The following is an 18,277-nucleotide window of genomic DNA, read 5'->3' as shown; positions in this document are numbered from 1 at the left end:
CCTGAGCAACAACACCATGACGCGACGTACCACCGCCGTCCGCCTTGCCGGCGGCGCGCTTTCCCTGTTTGCCCTGACCTTCGTCGCCGGCTGCCATGACAAGAGCCAGGACGCCAATCAGGAAAACTTCACGGCCGCCATCAACGATTTCCTCGGCCAACGCGGTCACCTGTGCCTCGCCAAATACGACTGGCCGATCTACACCACCACCGACGATCGCGCCGCGGGCACGCGCGACGCCGTGCAGATGCCGGTGCTCGAAAAGCTCGGCCTCGTGAAGGGCAAGGACATGATGGTCGAGCGCGTCGACGCCGGCGGCAAGAAGATCACCGCGGCCGCGCGCCAGTACGAACTGACCGACGAAGGCAAGAAGTACTACCTGCACATTCCGGAAGTGGTCGCGACCGGCACGTCGCGCGTCACGCATCCGGCCGACTTCTGCGCGGCCACGCTGACGCTCGACAAGGTCGTGGGCTGGGAGCGGCCGATGCAGCTCGACGGCAAGACCGTCACGTCGGTGGTCTACACGTACAAGGTCGAGCCGGCGCCGTGGGCGAAAGATGCCGACGCGCAGCGCGTGTTTCCGATGGTCAAGCGTGTGATCGAAGGCGCGGGCACGATGCAGTTGCGCGAGGGCATGCACCTGACCTCGAAGGGCTGGGTCGCCGACGAGATTTTCCAGCGCTGAAGCGGAACGCGCAGGCGGCGCAACGTGCGGGCCGGGCGCGCTGCCCGGCACCTGGGGTGCCTCGAACCTGAAACGCTCAGGTGCGCCCGGCGCTCAGGCCTGCTGACGCGGCACGAAGCGGCGCGCGCGCAGCCATTTCGTCGCGACCCACTTCTCGCCCGAGCGCAGCGGCGTGCTCGCATGCAGCGAACTCGGATCGGCGAGGCCGAAGCGGTTGCCGTATTCGAAGTAGAGCGCGTGACCGCGCTGCGGCGTCACCGACCAGCCGATCTGCGGGAACACCGTTTCGCCGCCGTCTTCCACGTCGTTCAGATACATCAGCAGCGTGCCGACGCGCTGGCCGCTGCGCGCGATCGACTCGCGATTCGCCTCGTTGCCCGCGATCAGATAGTCGACGTGCGGCGTCGATTCGGCGCCTTCCTCGTAGTTCAGCATTTGCAGCCCCTCGCCGTTCTCGGCCGGCAGGCCCGTGAGTTCGGCGATGCGCGCTTCGAGGCGCGCGATCAGCGGCGTCTCGGCGAGGCGGAAAAACATCCCGTAGCTGCTGCGATGACCGGCCACGACGTTGCGGCCCGTCACCGGATCGACGACGGTCGAGCGGTCGAGGCGCGGCCGCGCGAGCGCAATCAGCTGCTCGCATTCGTCGGCGCTCAGAAAGTTGGCGAGATGCACGGCGGCGGGCCGTTGCAGGCGCGACAGCACGCGCACCTTGCGCTCGCCGAGCTGAAGCTGCGCGCCGTCGCGCACGCGCAGCGGTTCGGCTTCGTAGCTGAGCGGCGCGGCGCCCACTTCGAGCTTGTCGCCCGGCATCGGCGTGCCGTAGAGGAACGCGGCGGACACGGCGTTGACCATCGCCGCCGCGAGTTCGGCCGCGTTGTTGCGGCTGACCAGCTCGTTGACGATCGCTTGCGGCGCGACGCCGCGCGTGAGATTGGCGGCGATCCAGTCGCGCACTTCGGCGGGAAAATTGACGGTGATGGACATCGGGGTGACAGGCGCGCGGCCTGGAGGGTTATGTCGCGGAAAGAGGCGGGAAAGAAGCCGGGCTCGCATGATAGCGGTCGATTGTGACGCGCTTTAGACAGCGGAGCGGGTCCTGCCGGGGCGGCCCAGCCGTTTTTCGTTACCGCATATTGCAGCCGCGCGCGGCCGGCCACGGCCGATCGATCCCCTTCCACGCGGCCCCGAGCCCGCCTGTCCGGGCGCCGCGCGGGGCCGCGTTGCCTTTCACCGCGTCAACTGTTGCACCGCTGTAACTCAAGCGTTCGGCAGCCCGGCTACATTGGCGCCATGCGGGCATCGCGCTTGCGTGCCGTTGGCGCCTCGATACGCGGCCCGATACGCGGTCCCAAGCACGGCCCCGCTTCCTTACGTTCAGATAACAGCACGTCCAGAGGACTTCGACTGATGACAACGCGCGCAAACCATGGCACTTTTGCGCAGTCCCATCAGAGGACGACGTTTCCACCGATCATCGACGCTACTATCCGTCCACGGAGATCAACATGAGCGAAGCCGTGTCCCCGCCGCCGAAGCGCTCCCGACGCGGGCTCGTCATCTTCGTGGCGATCGTGCTCGTGCTGATCCCGCTGGTTGCGATGCATGTGCTGACGCGCAAGAAGCCCGCGCGCGAGAACACGGCCATCGTCGTTACGGTCGCGAGCGCGACGCTCGGCTCGATGCCGGTCACGCTGAGCGAGCTCGGCACGGTCACGCCCACCGCCACCGTGACCGTGCTGCCGCAACTGAGCGGCTACCTGACCGAGGTCGGCTATCACGAAGGCCAGGAAGTGCAGAAGGGCCAGTTCCTCGCGCAGATCGATCCGCGCCAGTACCAGATCAGCAAGCAGCAGGCGCAGGCGACGCTCGCCAAGGACCGCGCCTCGCTCGCCCAGGCGCGCGCCGATCTCGCGCGCTACACGCAGTTGAACGAGCGCAAGTCGATCGCGCAGCAGACCTTCGCCGATCAGCAGTTCCTCGTGCAGCAGGACGAGGCGGCCGTGCAGGCCGATCTCGCCAACATCGCGCAATTCGATCTCGATCTCGCCTATTGCCGCATTACCGCGCCGATCGCCGGCAAGGTCGGCCTGCGCCTCGTCGATCCGGGCAACTACGTGACCGCGTCGTCGTCGACGGGGATCGTCGTCATCACGGCGGTCAAGCCGACCACGGTGCAGTTCACGGTGCCGCAGGACGCGCTTGCCTCGATCGTGCAGCGCATGAACAGCGGCGCGAAATTGCCGGTCACCGCGTATTCGAGCGACAACGCGCGCGAGATCGCCACCGGCACGCTCTACGCGATCAGCAACCAGATGGCGACCGCGACCGGCACCGTGACCTTGCGGGCCACCTTCGCCAACGACGACGAGGCGCTGTTCCCGAACGAGTTCGTCAACGTGAAGCTGCTCGTCGATACGATGAGCAACGCCGTGCTCGTGCCGACCGCCGCGGTGCAGACCGGCGCGCCGGGCGACTACGTGTATCTGGTCAATGCGAACGGCACGGTGTCGGTGCACAAGGTGAAGCTCGGCCCGAGCGACGGCAGGAATACGGTGATCCTCTCCGGTCTCGCGGCGGGCAACCAGGTCGTGACGGACGGCACCGACCGGCTCAGCGACGGCGCGAAGATCGAGCCGGCCCATGCGAAGCCCGCGGCGGCGGGCGTGAACGGCGCGAGCGGCGCGGGTGGTGCAGCGGCGAAGCCCGAGGCCGCTTCGGAGAGCGGCTTCAAGCGCCTCCTGCAGCGCGTTTTTCCGCCTGCCGCGAAGCCCGCTGCGCCGGCGTCGTCATCCGCCGCTTCGTCGTAACGGACCGCCGCGCCGATGAACATCTCGCGCCTCTTCATTCTCCGACCGGTCGCGACGCTGCTGCTGATGATCGCGCTCGTGCTCGTCGGGCTCGTCGCGATGCGCGTGCTGCCGGTCTCGTCGCTGCCGAACGTCGACTATCCGACGATCCAGGTGCAGACCTTCTATCCGGGCGCGAGCCCGAGCGTGATGGCGACCACCGTCACCGCGCCGCTCGAAGTGCAGCTCGGCGAAATTCCCGGCTTGCAGCAGATGACCTCGTATAGCTCGGACGGCGCCTCGGTCATCACGCTGCAGTTCGATCTCTCGCTGAACCTCGACATCGCCGAGCAGAACGTGCAGCAGGCGATCAACGCGTCGAACAGCTATCTGCCCTCGGGCCTGCCCGCACCGCCGACTTACGCGAAGGTCAATCCGGCCGACCAGCCGATCCTCACGCTCGCGGTCACCTCGAAGTCGATGTCGCTGACGCAGTTGCAGGACGTCGCCAACAACCGCCTCGGCACGAAGATTTCGGAAGTCTCGGGCGTCGGCGTCGTGACGACGAGCGGCGGCAACGTGCCGGCGATCCGCGTCGAGGCGGACCCGCACAAGCTCGCCGCCTACGGCCTCAATATCGACGATCTGCGCACGCTGCTCAGCTACGTCAACGTGAGCCAGCCGAAGGGCAATTTCGACGGCCCCGACCTCGACTACACGATCAACGGCAACGACCAGATCACCGATCCGAAGGACTATCTCGACACGGTGATCGCGTATCAGAACGGCTCGCCGGTGTTCCTGCGCGACGTCGCGCGCGTGAGCCAGGCGCCGCAGGACGTCGAGCGCGGCGCGTGGTACAACGGCTCGCCCGCGATCGTGCTGAACGTGCAGCGGCAACCGGGCGCGAACGTGATCGCGACCGTCAACCAGATCATGAAGGAGTTGCCGCAGCTCGAATCGACGCTGCCGGCCGGCATGAAAGTGACCGTGGTGTCGGACAGCACCGGCGTGATTCGCGCCTCGGTCGCGGACGCCGCGTTCGAGCTGATTCTCGCGATCGTGCTGGTGGTCGCGGTGATCTTCGTGTTCCTGCGCAACGTGCCCGCCACGCTGATTCCGAGCGTCTCGGTGCCGGTCTCGCTGATCGGCACGCTGGCCGTGATGTACCAGCTGAACTACTCGATCGACAACCTCTCGCTGATGGCGCTCATCATCGCGACCGGCTTTGTGGTCGACGACTCGATCGTGATGATCGAGAACATCGTGCGCTATCTGGAAGAGGGCATGACGCCGCTCGAAGCCGCGCTCGAAGGCGCGGGGCAGATCGGCTTCACGATTCTCTCGCTGACCGTTTCGCTGATCGCGGTGCTGATTCCGCTGCTGTTCATGGGCGGCGTGATCGGGCGCCTGTTCAGCGAATTCGCGGTGACGCTCGCGGTCACGATCGTGATCTCGGCCATCGTCTCGCTGACGGTCGTGCCGATGCTGTGCGCGCGCATGCTGCGCGCGCAGGCCGAGCGGCATCCGAGCCGCTTCGAGCGCATCAGCGAGGGCCTGTTCGACAAGACGCTCGCCGCCTACGAGCGCGGCCTCGCGTGGGTGCTCGACCATCAGACGCTGACGCTGATGGTCGCGATCGGCACCGTCGTGCTGACCGGCCTCCTGTACGTGGTGATTCCGAAGGGCCTGTTCCCGGTGCAGGACGTCGGCGTGATCCAGGGCATCAGCGTGGCCGACAACTCGGTTTCGTACTCGGCGATGGTCAAGCGCCAGAGCGCGCTCGCCGAGGCGATCCTGAAGGACCCGGACGTGGTTTCGCTCACCTCGTACGTCGGCATCGACGGCATCAATGCGACGCTCAACAACGGCCGCTTCCTGATCAATCTGCGCGATCGCGACCAGCGTTCCGACACCGCGCAGGAAGTCGCGCGGCGGCTCGCGCAGGAAGTCGCGCAGGTGCCCGGCGTGAAGCTCTACATGCAGCCCGAGCAGGACCTGACGCTCGATACGACCGTCTCGCCGAACCAGTACAGCTTCGTATTGCGCGGACCGAGCCAGCAGGCGTTCCAGCAGTACGTGCCGGACCTCGTCGCGCGGCTGAAGCGCATTGCGTCTCTCGAAGACGTGCAGAGCGACCTCAATAGCGACGGCCTCAGCGTGAACGTCGAGGTCAACCGGCAACTGGCCGCGCGCTTCGGCATCACGCCCGCGACGATCGACAACGCGCTGTACGACGCGCTCGGCCAGCGCATCGTGTCGACGATCTTCGAGCAGTCGAACCAGTACCGCGTGATTCTCGTCGCCAAGCCGGAGACGCTGCCGAGCGTGCAGTCGCTCGGCAATCTCTATCTGCCGAGTCAGACCAGCAGCACGGGGCAGGTGCCGTTGTCGGGCATCGCGAAGATCGAGATCAAAAAGTCGCCGCTCGTCATCAGCCATCTCGCGCAGTTCCCCTCGGTGACGATCTCGTTCAATCTCGCGAAGGGCGCCTCGCTGAGCACGGCGGTCAAGGAGATTCACGCGACCGAGCAGGCCGTGAACCTGCCGCCGTCGATCACCTCGTCGCTGCAAGGCGCAACCGCCGCGTTCGAGGATTCGCTTTCCAGCGAGGTCTATCTGCTGATCGCGGCGCTCGTCGCCGTGTATATCGTGCTCGGCGTGCTGTACGAGAGCTTCATCCATCCGGTCACGATTCTCTCGACGCTGCCCTCGGCCGGCATCGGCGCCTTGCTCGCGCTGATGCTCGCGGGCAGCGATCTCGACGTGATCGGCATCATCGGCATCGTGCTCTTGATCGGCATCGTCAAGAAGAACGCGATCATGATGGTGGACTTCGCGCTCGACGCCGAACGCAATCACGGCAAGCCGCCGCGCGAGGCGATTTTCCAGGCGTCGCTGCTGCGCTTCCGCCCGATCCTGATGACCACGCTCGCGGCGATGCTCGGCGCGCTGCCGATGCTGCTCGGCACCGGCACGGGGTCGGAACTGCGCCGGCCGCTCGGTCTCGCGATCATCGGCGGCCTGACGCTGAGCCAGATGCTGACGCTGTTCACCACGCCGGTGATCTATCTGTTCTTCGACCGCATGGCGGCGCGCGTGAAGCGCTGGCGCGCCGCGCGCAACCCGCGCGGCGGCAACGACGGCAGCGAGTCCGGTGAGCCGCCGCCCGCGGGCGGCACCGAGGGCGCGCCGTGAACATCCCGGCGCTCTTCATCCGGCGGCCGGTGGCGACCACGCTGCTCGCCATCGCGATCCTGATTTCCGGCACGCTCGCGTATTTCCGCCTGCCGGTCGCGCCGCTGCCGAACATCGCGTTTCCGGTGATCGTCGTGCAGGCGAACATGGCGGGCGCGAGCCCGGACATCATGGCGGCGACGGTGGCCGAGCCGCTCGAGAGGCGGCTCGCGACGATGGCCGACGTCGAGGAGCTGACCTCGATCAACTACGTCGGCTCGTCGCTGATCGTCGTCGAGTTCGGCCTGAAGCGCGACATCAACGGCGCGGCGCGCGACGTCGAAGCGGCGATCCAGGCCGCGCGCGCCGATCTGCCGACCACCTTGCGCAGCAATCCGAGCTATCGCCAGTACAACCCGGCCGACGCGCCGATCATGGTGCTGTCGCTGACCTCCGACACGCTGACCAAGGCGCAGCTTTACGATTCCGCCGATTCGGTGATCCAGCAGCAGCTCTCGCAGGTACAGGGCGTCGGCCAGATCACGCTCGGCGGCGGCGCGTTGCCGAGCGTGCGCGTCGAGTTGCAGCCGGGCAAGCTCAACAGCTACGGCATCGGCATGGAAGACGTGCGCGCGGCGATCAGCGCGGCCAATGCCGACAGCGCCAAGGGCCATCTCGACGTCGGCGCTCAGCGCTATGTCGTCACGTCGAACGATCAGATCACGAAGGCGGCGCCGTATCGCGACCTCGTGGTCGCCTATCGCGACGGCGCGCCGGTGCAGTTGCGCGACGTCGCCGAGGTGCGCGACTCGAACGAAAACATCCGCAATGCGGGGCTCTTCAACGGCAAGTCGGCGATTCTCGTGATCGTCTATCCGATGCCGGGCAGCAACGTCGTGAGCACCGTGCGGCAGATCCGCAGCGTGCTGCCGTCGATCGAGGCGACGTTGCCGAGCAGCGTGCACGTGGGCGTCGCGATCGATCGCTCGGAGTCGGTCACGTCGTCGGTCGGCGATACCGAGCGCACCCTGTTCATCGCGATGCTGCTGGTGGTCGGCGTCGTGTTTATCTTCCTGCAGTCGCCGCGCGCGACGCTGGTGCCGGCCGTGGCGCTGCCGCTGTCGATCATCGGCAGCTTCGGGCCGATGTATCTGCTCGGCTATAGCATCGACAATCTTTCGCTGATGGCGCTGACGATCGGCACCGGCTTCGTCGTCGACGACGCGGTCGTCGTGCTCGAAAACGTCGTGCGCCATATGGAGCTGGGGCTGAGTCCGAAAGAGGCCGCGCTGAAGGGCGCGGGCGAGGTCGGCTTCACGGTGATCTCGATGAGCCTCTCGCTGATCGCGGTGTTTCTGCCGATCATCCTGTTTCCGGGCATCGTCGGGCTGATGTTCCACGAGTTCGCGATCACGCTGTCGATCGCGATCGTCATTTCGCTCGTGATCTCGCTGACGGTCACGCCCGCGATGTGCGCGTACGTGCTGAGCCGCGAGAACGCCGGCCATTCGAAAGCGCGCTGGGCGCAGTGGATCGAACGGCAATTCGAGCGCTTCAAGGCGCTCTACGCTCGCTCGCTGACGGCCGTGCTCGATCATGCGCGGCTCGTCATCCTGCTGCTGTTCGCGCTGCTGATCGGCAACGTGTTCCTGCTGAAACTGGTGCCGGCCACCTTCTTTCCCGAGCAGGACACCGGCATCCTGATCGGCCAGATCATCGCCGACCAGAGCATCTCGTTCTCGGCCATGCAGAAGAAGCTCGCGCAGTTGCAGGCGATCGTGCAGAAAGACCCGGCGGTGCTGTCGGTCGCGGGCTTCACGGGCGGCCGCGCGCTCAATAGCGCGAACGTGTTCATCGAACTGAAGCCGCTGTCGGAGCGCCACGCGACGGCCACCGAGGTCGTGAACCGGCTGCGGCCCAAGCTCAACGAGGTGTCGGGCGCGCGGCTCTTCCTGCAGGCGCAGCAGGACTTGCGCATCGGCGGCCGGCAGTCGGCGGCCGAGTATCAGTACACGCTGACGAGCGACGATTCCGCGGCGCTCTTCAAGTGGACGCCGAAGCTCGTCACCGCGCTCGCGAAGACGCATGGACAACTGCTCGACGTGAACTCGGACCTGCAGCAGAACGGCCTGCAAACCTATGTGAAGATCAATCGCGCGACGGCGGCGCGCTACGGCTTCGCGCCGAACCAGGTCGACAACGTGCTGTACGACGCGTTCGGCCAGCGCACCGTGTCGACGATCTACAACCCGCTCAACCAGTACTTCGTCGTGATGGAAGTCGCGCCCGAGTACTGGCAGTATCCGCAGGCGCTCGACCATATCTATCTGAGCACGGCCTCGGGCAACCCGGCCGGCACGGCCGCCACGCAGATGCCGGGCGCCACGGTGTCGGCGGCGAGCGCGCAGAGCGGCAGCGCCTCATCCAACACCAACGCGCGCAATGCGAATGCGCAGTCGAACGCGACGAACAACAGCATCGCCAACAGCAAGGGCGGCAGTTCGACCGGCAGCGCGGACAGCACGGCCGCCGAAACGATGGTGCCGCTCTCGGCGATGGCCTCGTATTCGAACAGCCACACGGCGACCCAGGTGAATCACCAGAGCGGCCTCGTGGCCGCGACGATCTCGTTCAACCTGCCGCCCGGCGGTTCGCTGAGCCAGGCGGGGCAGACGATCGAGAGCACGAGCCGCGAGATCGGCATGCCCGCGAGCATTCACGGCGCGTTCGCGGGCGCGGCGGCGGCCTATTCGCAGTCGGTCGGCACGGTGCCGCTGCTCGTGATCGCGGCGCTCGGCGTCGTGTATATCGTGCTCGGCGTGCTGTACGAAAGCTCGATCCATCCGCTGACGATTCTCTCGACGCTGCCGTCGGCGGGCATCGGCGCGACGCTCGCCTTGCTGATCTTCAACACGCCGTTCTCGGTGATCGCGCTGATCGGCATCATTCTGCTGATCGGTATCGTCAAGAAGAACGGCATCATGATGGTCGACGTCGCGATCCAGTTGCAGCGCCAGGAGCGCATGCCCGCGCGCGACGCGATTCACGCGGCCGCGCTGATCCGCCTGCGGCCGATCATGATGACGACGTTCGCGGCCGTGCTCGGCGCGGTGCCGCTCGCGGTCGGCATGGGCCAGGGCGGCTCGCTGCGTCAGCCGCTCGGTATCACGGTGATGGGCGGCCTGCTCCTGAGCCAGGTGTTTACGCTGTACACGACGCCGGTGATCTATCTGTACCTCGACCGCCTGCGCGCGCGGCTCGTCAGATGGTCCGACGGCCTGCGCTGGAACCGCGACGCGAAGCCGGGGCAACCGGATACGAAGGCATGACCATGAAGATTTTCATCACACGTTTGGGTGCGCGGGATTCGGCGCAGCGTGCGCGTAGCGCGAGCCGTGCTTCGGCCCGTGGCGGCGATGTCGGCCGCGCCGGTTCATGGCGTTGGCCGTCCGCCGCGACGCTCGCCGTTACGCTGCTCGCGCTGCTGAATGCCGGCTGCATGGTCGGCCCCGACTATCACCGGCCGCAGGTGCGCGTGCCCGCTACCTATGCCGAACTGCCGGGCTGGACCCAGGCCGAGCCCAACGCGGGCGCGCCGAAGGGTACGTGGTGGACCGCGTTCAACGATCCGCTGATCGACGAACTCGAACCGCTTGTCGCGGTATCGAACCAGACCGTGCGCGCGGACTACGCGAACTACCAGGAAGCGCTTGCCGAAGTGCGCGCCGCGCACGCGAGCCTGTTCCCGACGCTCGGCGCGACCGGCTCGGCCACGCGCGAGCGCGCCTCGGCCACGACGCTGAACGGCACGGCGACGCGCATCGCCAACGCGGGCTCGCTCGAAGGCAACGTCAGCTGGGCGCCGGACCTGTGGGGCCAGGTGCGCCGCACGGTCGAGGAGAACGCGGCGAACGCCCAGGCCACCGAAGCGACCCTCGCGAACGCGACGCTCTCCGAGCAGGTGGCGCTCGCGACCGCGATCATCGAACTGCGCACGAGCGACGCGAACATCGACCTGTTGCAGCAGACCGTCGTCGCGTATCAGCACTTTCTCGACGTCGTCACCGAGCAGGACCGCGCGGGCACGATTGCGCCGAGCGACGTGATTACCGCGCGCACGCAGCTCAATACCGCGAAGTCCGATCTGATCGCGCTCGGCGTTGCGCGCGCGCAGTACGCGCATGCGATTGCGGTGCTGGTCGGCAAGAACCCGGAAGAACTGTCGATCGCTCACGATCCCGCGATGCCGGTGCTGCCGTCGGTGCCGGTCGGCGTGCCGTCGACGCTGCTCGAACGCCGGCCCGACATCGCCGCGGCCGAGCGCAAGATGGCCGCGCAGAACGCGGCGATCGGCGTCGCGGTGTCCGCGTATTACCCGGAGATTTCGCTCTCGGGCGCGGCCGGTTTCACGCAGTCGCCGCTGGCCGGTCTGCTCAAGGTGGCGAACTACGTGTGGTCGCTCGGCGCCAGCGCGAGCGAAACGCTGTTCGACGGCGGCCTGCGCAGCGCCGACGTCGATGCGGCGAAAGCGGCCTACGATTCGGCCGTCGCCAGTTATCGCGGCACGGTGCTGACCGCGTTCCAGAACGTCGAGGACGATCTGTCCGGCTTGCGCATTCTCGCGGAGCAGGCCGACGTGCTCGAAGCGGCCGTGCGCGACGCGAACCGCGGCGCGGAGATCGCCTTCAACGAGTACCAGGCCGGCACCGTCGACTACACGACGGTCGCGACCGCGCAGGCCACGCAACTGAGCACGCAGCAGACCGCGTTGAACGTGCAGGAGTCGCGGCTGTTGCATGCAGCGTCGTTGTTCGGCGATCTAGGGGGCGGGTGGTCGGCGGATCAGTTGCATGACCCGCGTGGCGGGAGTGCGCGCGCGGCGGCGCAAAGCGGGGAGGCGGGGGCGGCTTCTGCGGCGGCGGTTTCCTCTGCGGCTGCGGCTGCATCCGCTGCCGTGAGCAACGGTGGCGCGAATCCGCCATGACGGTGCATCCACGGGCGGGTTGGCCCGTCTGCCGGTAACACGACACGACAAAAGGCCGCGCGCCGTTGCGGATATCATGCGCGGCTTGTCTTATACGAAGGCACATGACGGCATACGAAGACATACGCAGCATCACACAAGGAGAAACAGGCGTGGCAGGCACCAACGAGCACGAAGTCGACGAGAACGACAGCCGCGACCCGGCCGCACCGCGCGGCGAGCTGGCGGCGCAACCCGGCGAACCGCCGTCCGGCAACATGACCGTGCTCGGGCTGTTCATGATTTTTGCGCGCATCGGTCTGACGAGTTTTGGCGGCGGCCTGAGCGGCTGGTTCCTGCGCGAGTTCGTGCACGACCGCCACCTGATCAGCGAGGACGAATTCCTCAACGGCCTCGCGCTGTCGCAGGCGTTGCCGGGCGTCAACGTGAAGAATCTGGCGATCTGGGTCGGCTATCGCCTGTTCGGCTGGCGCGGCGCGATTGCGGGGTTCTGCGGCATCATCCTGCCGCCGGCCGTGGTGATCGTTCTGCTCGGCGTGTTCTTCGCGGCCATCGCCTCGTTTCCGCTCACGCATGTCGCGCTCGCGGGTGCGGCAGCCGGCGCGATCGGCTTGTCGCTGTCGATGGCGATTACGGCGGCGCACCGTCTGCCGCGCCGCGTGTTCCCCTATCTCGTGCTGGTCGCGACGTTCGCGGCTGTCGCGCTGTTTCGCGTGTCGCTCGTGTGGACCGTGCTGATCGGCGGCGCCATCAGCATCGGCTATGAATATGTGCGCGCTGCGCGAGTCATGGATCGTGAGCCGTGAGTGGTAGTAGGCCGTGTCGTTATACACAATGTGTCTGCTGTGCCGTGGCATCGAAATAGCCGGTTGACTTTCAATGACATGGTGCAGCGTTTGTAAGCTGTTCGTGCTCCACGTTTGCAATCCGCTTCGCGCGTATGCCTTGATGTCTGCGGCAAAGTCCATCGCAGGCGGCAAGCCATAGCAAATGGTCCTGACGCCGTGTTTTCTGTCGCTTTTGCGAGGCACGATGGGTATTCCAGCGTACACAAATGTTGACATTTCGTTGTCCAGCGGAACCCCAAAATCATCCATCGCCCATTCCATATCCCTGTAGGCACCTGTTAGCTTGGCAGCCCAAACAATGACAGAGGAATTCGGAATGTTGGATCAACAGGATTCCGACGGCGTGCGCGTGGTGTTCAGTGCGCCGCAATTGGCTGCGGTACTGGCTCGCCAGTCGATCAGCCGGTCGGAGATGTCTTTCAATCGGATCTGGGGCGGTCTTCGGATCGTGGGGGGCGTGCTGGAAATGGTCGGGGCTGGGGCGCTCTGCGTGCTGCCCGAACCGACCATGGCGAGCAAGGCGGGATAATGGGCAATATCAGAAGTAGTGCGCGTCCACACGACACAAGTCCAGAATTGGGCGAAGTCTTCAGGTAGTGGTGGTCCCCTCACACTGATGCAGCACGTTGCGGGTGATGTCGGCTATGGAATAGAGAGGCAGACAGGAAAACTGACACGGATGAATGAGGTTGTCGTTGTGCTGAAATATCAAACCTGCAATGGAATGCCATACTACATTCTCACAGCTTACGTCGGATGAAGGAAAAAGTTATGCTGTCGGATCGCTACCCGAACCTGTATCAGTTGTTTGGCGCATACTTTAATCAGGATTCTGATTTATGGGGAGACACGATTCCGGAGATTGTTTCGTGCTACAGAAGGGACTGCCCACGGGAAAATCACCTCGAAATGATCCGCGAGATAGACTCGTTCATAAGCGAGCACCCGAATGATCTGGATTCTGCATTTGAAAAGGATTACGGACAGGATTTTGACCCGATGTTATGGGGCCATACAACTGCTTCGTTTCTCGAAGAATTGAAACACCTTCTGAGTGAGCAATAATCCGCCGGTTGCCGCGGGCACGGAAGGGCCGCGGCAACCAGGCACCCTTATCTCGCAGGCCCCCGCTTCATAAGGGGCTGGCGAGATAGGTATAACGTCATGGCGTTAGCCGCACCTCGGGCAGTCAAACTTAAGAAGAACCCATCACGTGTCCAGAACGCTCATCGCACTGTTTTCGGTTTTTGCTCCGCTGTCGATCGTGACCGTCGGCGGCGGCCAGGGTGTCGTCGCCGAGATTCAGCGGCAGGTCGTCGACGTGCATCACTGGATGACGCATGCGCAATTCCTCAGCGACTTCGCGATTGCGCGGCTCGCGCCCGGCCCGGGATCGTTGCTCGCGACGCTGATCGGCTGGCAGGTCGGCGGACTCGGCGGCGCGGTCGTCGCGACGCTCGCGTTATTCGGGCCGACCGCGTTTCTGATGTACGCGGTCGTGCACGTGTGGAACCGCCACGAGGGCGCGCGCTGGCTCAACGCCTTGCAGGCCGGTTTGCGGCCCGTTGCGGCGGGCCTGATTCTCGCGGCCGTCTACGTGCTGGTCGAGCAGCTCGAAGGCGGCTGGATTGCATGGCTTACGGCCGCGATTGCCACGCTGCTCGTGATGAAAACGCGCATCAACGCCTTGGTGCTGATTGCGGGCGGCGCGGTCGTGTTCGTGCTTGCGCATTTCGCGGGGCTGCTTTGAGTTAAGGCGCGCGCGATTCAACGCCCGGAAAGAACCGCATCCTCTATTTCATAGCGCTCATCGCCGATCGAAATCAGATTGATGCCGGCGTTATTCCGGGTCAGCGTATTGCCCGGCATCGGTCGATCGCCTGCTTTCATGGCCGCGCCGAGTACTCGTCCGTGCGCGTTGAACAGGATCACGCGCGTATTGCCATCGGGCCAGTAGATTACGACGCTCGCGGAGTGATTGCCATGACGAACGACACCGTACTTGCACATGGTCTTCGTCTTGCCGCCGCCGCGCTCGCAGGGCAGCGTGCCGGTCGTGCTGAAATGCATGTCCTTGTCTTGCGTCTGCGCGGGCCAGCTTCGATCGTCGGCGGCGGGACCGTCCTCGGTGGCAATCGAAATCAGCGTCACGCCATCCGCTTCTCCCACCACGCGCGCACGTCGATGGTCGAGAATCGCATGCACGTCGGCGCTATTGCGCAGGCCCGGACAGCCGACGAGCATTGCCGTATGGTCGAGATAGTTCGCGGTCGCGGACGATTCGCCGAGCCGCCGGCATACATCGCCCGCATGCGGATAGCCATCGCCGAGCACCACGAACGACGCGGGCCACGCAAAATGCTTCGCGTTTGTCGGCGTGTTTGTTGCTGTGTTTGTTGCTGTGCTTGCCGCGGCGATTGCCGAAGCACTGCTCCAACTCAAAGCGGCCGCGACGAGCGCCGTCAGCGTGGCATTCGAAGCAAAAGTGGCAGCAAAAGACCGGCTCGCGCATTTCATCGACTGTCTCCTTGCGTCGCTCATTGCCGTGTCGAGCCGCTTGCCAACGCGGCCTGCGCGCGCTGCAACCACTCGCGGTTATGTTCCCGCGCGTGACGCGGCCAGTGCCGCGCATCCTGAACGATTTCCGCGTACAGACTCTCGGCGCGCTGGCGATCGGCGGCGTCGGCCTGCGTGGCCAGCCAGTCCGCGAACAGGCAGCGCGGCGCGACATCGCTCGCACAGGTGAGCGCCTGCTCGAAGGCGGCGCGCGTGCCCGGCGCACCGAGCGCGGCCAGCGTGCGCGCATACAGCAGCGCCGGCTCGCCCCGATTGCGCGCCTGCGGATTGCCCGAGAACAGATTCGCCAGCGTCGCGTCGGCGGCCGTGTAGTCGCGCAGCGCGAACTGCGAGCGCGCGAGACCGAGCAGCAAGACCGGATCGTTGGCGAAAGGTCCGTTTGCCGCCGCCTGGAAATGTTCGAGCGCCTCGCGCGCCTCGCCGGCCGCGAGCAAGGCCTCGCCGAGCCGCATGCGATGCTGCACGGTCGGCGCCTGATCGAAAGCGGCGCGCGCTTCACGCAGCGCGCGATTCGGATCGACGAATTGCGTAATGGCCTGGGTTGCGACGCGCGCGCCACGCGAATGCCGCAGACCCGGCAGATAGATCGCGAACAAATAGACGATGCTGCCGAGCATTGGGAAAGCGAACAGAATGAACAACCAGTAAAGGCCTTGTCCATTGCGTATCGCGTGGACGGCGAAAAAAATCGCAATGATGACGTGAAGACCGATTCCGAAGAAATAGGGCATATCGATTCAACCTTGGAGCCTGAAGGAGCGCGAGGGCGCATGAGCCGACGCCTGAGCCACACATGGTGGCATATGGTGGCACACGGCCGCGCCGGATTTCGACCGCACAGTGTATTACAGCGCGGCCCATGCGTATCCCCCGCAGCTGCCGAGCTTAACCGGCGCGCAGATACGCGAACAGCAAGGACAGCGCCACGACGACGATGCCCGTCGCCACGACGAGGTGATTGGCCAGGAGTCGACGCATCGCAAGTCTCCTAAACGAAGCTGTAGCGTTCGGAATGGTAGCGCGTGCGCGGCACGTCCATCTGGCCGAGCGCGCGTTCGATCGCATCCATCATCGGGTCCGGTCCGCAGATGAAGTACTCGTGATCGGCATAGCCCGGCGGCAGATGGCGCCGGAACATGGCCGCATTGATGTGCCCGGTCTCGCCGCTCCAGCCCTCGGGCGGTTCCGCCAGCACGTAGACGACGCGCAGATCGAGCCTCGCCTGCAGCGCATCGAGTTCCTCGCGAAAGGTCAGCGAATCCTGGTTCTTGCCGCCGTACAGCAGCACGAGCGGACGTGAGTCGCCGCGATCGGCGAGCGTGCGGATCATGCTCATCATCGGCGTAATGCCGATGCCGCCCGCGATCAGCACGTGCATGTCGGTCGGCCGGCCGATCGTGAACGCGCCGTACGGTCCGTCGAGATAGACGCGCTGGCCGGCCTCGATCGTCTTGACCCGGCTCGTGAAGTCGCCGAGATTGCGGATCGTCATTTCGACGCGGCCCTGCGCGGCTTCGGCGCTCGACGAAAACGAAAAAGGATGGCCGGTGATTCTGAACGGACTGCCCCATACGGTAAGCCAGCCGAATTGCCCCGGCTTGAAGCGGAAGCCCGCATGTCCGTCGGGCTGCATGACGAGCGTCGTGGTGTCGCCGCGTTCGCTGCGCACTTCGGTGATGCGATAAGGCCGACGCAACATGAAGAGCGGCTTGAAGAGCCGCACGTAGAGCAGCAGCGCGATCCAGAACAGCGTCATGCCGATCCACAGCGCGCGCTTGAGCGGATCGGCGAGATAGAAGCCCCAGCCGATCATGTGCAGCACGCCGCCGAAGATCGCGATCAGCGCGAGGGCGATGTGCGACAGATGCCAGAGTTCGTAGGGGATTTTCAGTTGTTTGCGCCACAGCGCGGTAATCACGAGCACGATCACCGCGCCGATCGACAGCACCGCGAACCATGCGCCCCACGGTACTTCGCCGAGCGACGCGGGCATGGCGAGCTTGTCGGAGCCGATCGCGAGCAGGATCAGCGGATGAACGACGACGAGGCCGACCGCGAGCAGCGAAACGCGCCGATGGAAATGGTAGATGACGTCCTCGCCCCACGGCTCGGTCACGTGACGAAAGCGCGCGGTGAGGCCGAATCGCAGACCCATCATCGCGAGTCCCGAATAGCCGAGCGCCACCGAGAACTCGGTGCCGAAGCCGCGCGCGGGCGGCAGCGTGCCGGCCAGCAGCGCGAACAGCGGGGCGAGAATGAACAGCAGATAGATGGCGGACCAGATGGTCTTGCGCGCGAGATCGTGAGACTGCATGAGTGCCTCTTTATGGGAGCGGCGAATTATGGGAGCGGCGAAACGGGAGAAACGGGCGGACCGCGCGGGCGGCGAAAGGGTCGCGGCGCGCTCAAACGTGGCCCGGAAGTGATGCTCACGGCGCGCTTATGGCGTGCCTGCGGCGTGTTCGTGGCGTGCTTGCGGCCTAATTCACGGCGCGCTCGTAGCACGCTCGTGGCGTATTCGCCTTGCGTTCAGACGCACGTCGTGAGCAGCAGCGCGGGGCCGAACGTAATGACGGTCGCAACGAGCGCCGCGATCAACGTCCAGATGACGACGCTGTGCATGAACGAACTGATGGGCTCGGGTCCGGGGTCGTGCCGCGCGGCGGCGCGGTAGCGCCACAACCCGCCGATCGCGATCAGATGCAACAGCAGCACGATTGCGAGACTCGCGCGCAACGGACCAGCCGACCATGCGAACGCGCAGCCGATCGCATGCAGCGCATAGAGAATCACGAGCGCGAGGCACCAGATCGTGAAGCCGGCGGCGAGCCACCACACACGCCGCGGCGCAAGCGGGCGTCCGTTCATGGCTTTGCTCCGAGCATCGCGACGAGGCCGGGCAGCGCGAGCACGAGGCCGAGCGCGACGATCGCGGTCGCGAGCGTGTAATCGACCCACAGGCGTGTGAGGCGCAAGTCCGTGAGCCGTCGCGCGGAGATGAAGCCGGCGCCGAGGCGCAGCATGTTGCTGGCGAGGAACAGCAGCCCGACGCCCGCATGGATCGCGACGTAGGTGAGCAGCGCGGCGGCGGTCGCGCCGAGCGCATGCTCGCGCGGATTCGGCATCACGCCGTGGATGAGCATCACGTCGGCGACGAGCGCCACGCCCAGCGCGAGCGCGGTCAGCGCGATCGTGCCGTGCGGTTTGCGCTCCGCGG

The 18,277-nt window shown here is 65.6% G+C and carries 15 protein-coding genes and 1 pseudogene; 10 read left to right on the top strand and 6 right to left on the bottom strand.

What is annotated here, in order from left to right; all coding sequences use genetic code 11:
- Positions 1-16: 16 nt before the first annotated feature.
- Positions 17-688 carry a hypothetical protein gene (locus tag F3J20_RS05565; RefSeq protein ID WP_167282373.1) on the top strand — a complete coding sequence of 224 codons (672 nt, stop codon included), beginning with the start codon at positions 17-19 and terminating at the stop codon, positions 686-688.
- Between the two features lie 93 nt (positions 689-781).
- Here the strand turns inward: F3J20_RS05565 and F3J20_RS05560 are convergent, their stop codons facing one another.
- Positions 782-1,672: a 2OG-Fe(II) oxygenase gene (locus F3J20_RS05560; RefSeq protein ID WP_167282371.1), complete on the bottom strand. Its 891-nt coding sequence runs from the start codon at positions 1,670-1,672 to the stop codon at positions 782-784.
- A 521-nt stretch (positions 1,673-2,193) separates the two neighbouring features.
- Between F3J20_RS05560 and F3J20_RS05555 the strand changes: the two genes are divergently transcribed.
- The 9 genes from F3J20_RS05555 to F3J20_RS05520 all read left to right on the top strand — a co-directional run bounded on the left by F3J20_RS05555 (position 2,194) and on the right by F3J20_RS05520 (position 14,233).
- Positions 2,194-3,495, top strand: coding sequence for an efflux RND transporter periplasmic adaptor subunit (locus F3J20_RS05555; RefSeq protein ID WP_167282369.1), 1,302 nt, complete (start codon positions 2,194-2,196; stop codon positions 3,493-3,495).
- Positions 3,496-3,510: 15 nt separating this feature from the next.
- On the top strand, positions 3,511-6,672 hold the full coding sequence (locus F3J20_RS05550; RefSeq protein WP_167282367.1) for an efflux RND transporter permease subunit: 3,162 nt from the start codon (positions 3,511-3,513) through the stop codon (positions 6,670-6,672).
- The gene (locus tag F3J20_RS05545) at positions 6,669-9,980 is read left to right on the top strand and encodes an efflux RND transporter permease subunit (protein ID WP_167282365.1); all 3,312 of its coding nucleotides are present in this window, start codon (positions 6,669-6,671) and stop codon (positions 9,978-9,980) included. Before F3J20_RS05550 ends, F3J20_RS05545 begins: the two co-directional genes overlap by 4 nt.
- The gene (locus tag F3J20_RS05540) at positions 9,977-11,635 is read left to right on the top strand and encodes an efflux transporter outer membrane subunit (protein WP_275691440.1); all 1,659 of its coding nucleotides are present in this window, start codon (positions 9,977-9,979) and stop codon (positions 11,633-11,635) included. The genes F3J20_RS05545 and F3J20_RS05540 overlap by 4 nt, the downstream gene beginning before the upstream one ends.
- A gap of 257 nt (positions 11,636-11,892) precedes the next feature.
- A complete protein-coding gene (locus F3J20_RS05535) occupies positions 11,893-12,441 on the top strand; it encodes a chromate transporter (protein ID WP_167042873.1) in 549 nt (182 codons plus the stop codon).
- A gap of 358 nt (positions 12,442-12,799) precedes the next feature.
- On the top strand, positions 12,800-13,012 hold the full coding sequence (locus F3J20_RS32510; RefSeq protein ID WP_345889843.1) for a hypothetical protein: 213 nt from the start codon (positions 12,800-12,802) through the stop codon (positions 13,010-13,012).
- A gap of 6 nt (positions 13,013-13,018) precedes the next feature.
- The gene (locus F3J20_RS32505) at positions 13,019-13,243 is read left to right on the top strand and encodes an RNase A-like domain-containing protein (RefSeq protein WP_345889848.1); all 225 of its coding nucleotides are present in this window, start codon (positions 13,019-13,021) and stop codon (positions 13,241-13,243) included.
- An 11-nt stretch (positions 13,244-13,254) separates the two neighbouring features.
- Positions 13,255-13,548 carry an ABC transporter ATP-binding protein gene (locus F3J20_RS05525; RefSeq protein ID WP_167282363.1) on the top strand — a complete coding sequence of 98 codons (294 nt, stop codon included), beginning with the start codon at positions 13,255-13,257 and terminating at the stop codon, positions 13,546-13,548.
- A gap of 148 nt (positions 13,549-13,696) precedes the next feature.
- Positions 13,697-14,233 carry a chromate transporter gene (locus F3J20_RS05520; protein WP_167042769.1) on the top strand — a complete coding sequence of 179 codons (537 nt, stop codon included), beginning with the start codon at positions 13,697-13,699 and terminating at the stop codon, positions 14,231-14,233.
- A 17-nt stretch (positions 14,234-14,250) separates the two neighbouring features.
- On the opposite strand, the gene F3J20_RS05515 is transcribed toward F3J20_RS05520, so the two are convergent.
- From F3J20_RS05515 to F3J20_RS05495, 5 genes and pseudogenes are all read right to left on the bottom strand, one after another.
- Positions 14,251-14,820: a hypothetical protein gene (locus F3J20_RS05515; RefSeq protein ID WP_345889842.1), complete on the bottom strand. Its 570-nt coding sequence runs from the start codon at positions 14,818-14,820 to the stop codon at positions 14,251-14,253.
- Positions 14,821-15,020: 200 nt separating this feature from the next.
- Positions 15,021-15,791 (bottom strand): hypothetical protein, encoded by a 771-nt coding sequence (locus F3J20_RS05510; RefSeq protein WP_167282359.1) that lies wholly within the window; start codon positions 15,789-15,791, stop codon positions 15,021-15,023.
- Positions 15,792-16,048: 257 nt separating this feature from the next.
- Positions 16,049-17,374, bottom strand: coding sequence for a ferric reductase-like transmembrane domain-containing protein (locus F3J20_RS05505; RefSeq protein WP_167282357.1), 1,326 nt, complete (start codon positions 17,372-17,374; stop codon positions 16,049-16,051).
- A gap of 215 nt (positions 17,375-17,589) precedes the next feature.
- Positions 17,590-17,928: a hypothetical protein gene (locus tag F3J20_RS05500; protein ID WP_167282356.1), complete on the bottom strand. Its 339-nt coding sequence runs from the start codon at positions 17,926-17,928 to the stop codon at positions 17,590-17,592.
- Positions 17,925-18,277 (bottom strand): annotated as a pseudogene (locus F3J20_RS05495) (cytochrome ubiquinol oxidase subunit I); the annotation flags it as partial. The gene F3J20_RS05500 and the pseudogene F3J20_RS05495, both read right to left, overlap by 4 nt.

The sequence above is a fragment of the Paraburkholderia sp. Cy-641 genome (assembly GCF_011752945.1).
Classification (GTDB): domain Bacteria; phylum Pseudomonadota; class Gammaproteobacteria; order Burkholderiales; family Burkholderiaceae; genus Paraburkholderia.
This window is presented reverse-complemented; position numbering and strand designations above follow the sequence as displayed.

Excerpts from the sequence above, each read along its gene's own strand:
- F3J20_RS05560 (WP_167282371.1), bottom strand. The coding sequence starts at position 1,672 with ATGTCCATCACCGTCAATTTTCCCGCCGAAGTGCGCGACTGGATCGCC.
- F3J20_RS05505 (WP_167282357.1), bottom strand. The coding sequence starts at position 17,374 with ATGCAGTCTCACGATCTCGCGCGCAAGACCATCTGGTCCGCCATCTAT.
- F3J20_RS05540 (WP_275691440.1), top strand. The coding sequence starts at position 9,977 with ATGACCATGAAGATTTTCATCACACGTTTGGGTGCGCGGGATTCGGCG.
- F3J20_RS05555 (WP_167282369.1), top strand. The coding sequence starts at position 2,194 with ATGAGCGAAGCCGTGTCCCCGCCGCCGAAGCGCTCCCGACGCGGGCTC.
- F3J20_RS05525 (WP_167282363.1), top strand. The coding sequence starts at position 13,255 with ATGCTGTCGGATCGCTACCCGAACCTGTATCAGTTGTTTGGCGCATAC.
- F3J20_RS32510 (WP_345889843.1), top strand. The coding sequence starts at position 12,800 with ATGTTGGATCAACAGGATTCCGACGGCGTGCGCGTGGTGTTCAGTGCG.
- F3J20_RS05535 (WP_167042873.1), top strand. The coding sequence starts at position 11,893 with ATGACCGTGCTCGGGCTGTTCATGATTTTTGCGCGCATCGGTCTGACG.
- F3J20_RS05500 (WP_167282356.1), bottom strand. The coding sequence starts at position 17,928 with ATGAACGGACGCCCGCTTGCGCCGCGGCGTGTGTGGTGGCTCGCCGCC.
- F3J20_RS05510 (WP_167282359.1), bottom strand. The coding sequence starts at position 15,791 with ATGCCCTATTTCTTCGGAATCGGTCTTCACGTCATCATTGCGATTTTT.
- F3J20_RS05550 (WP_167282367.1), top strand. The coding sequence starts at position 3,511 with ATGAACATCTCGCGCCTCTTCATTCTCCGACCGGTCGCGACGCTGCTG.
- F3J20_RS05565 (WP_167282373.1), top strand. The coding sequence starts at position 17 with ATGACGCGACGTACCACCGCCGTCCGCCTTGCCGGCGGCGCGCTTTCC.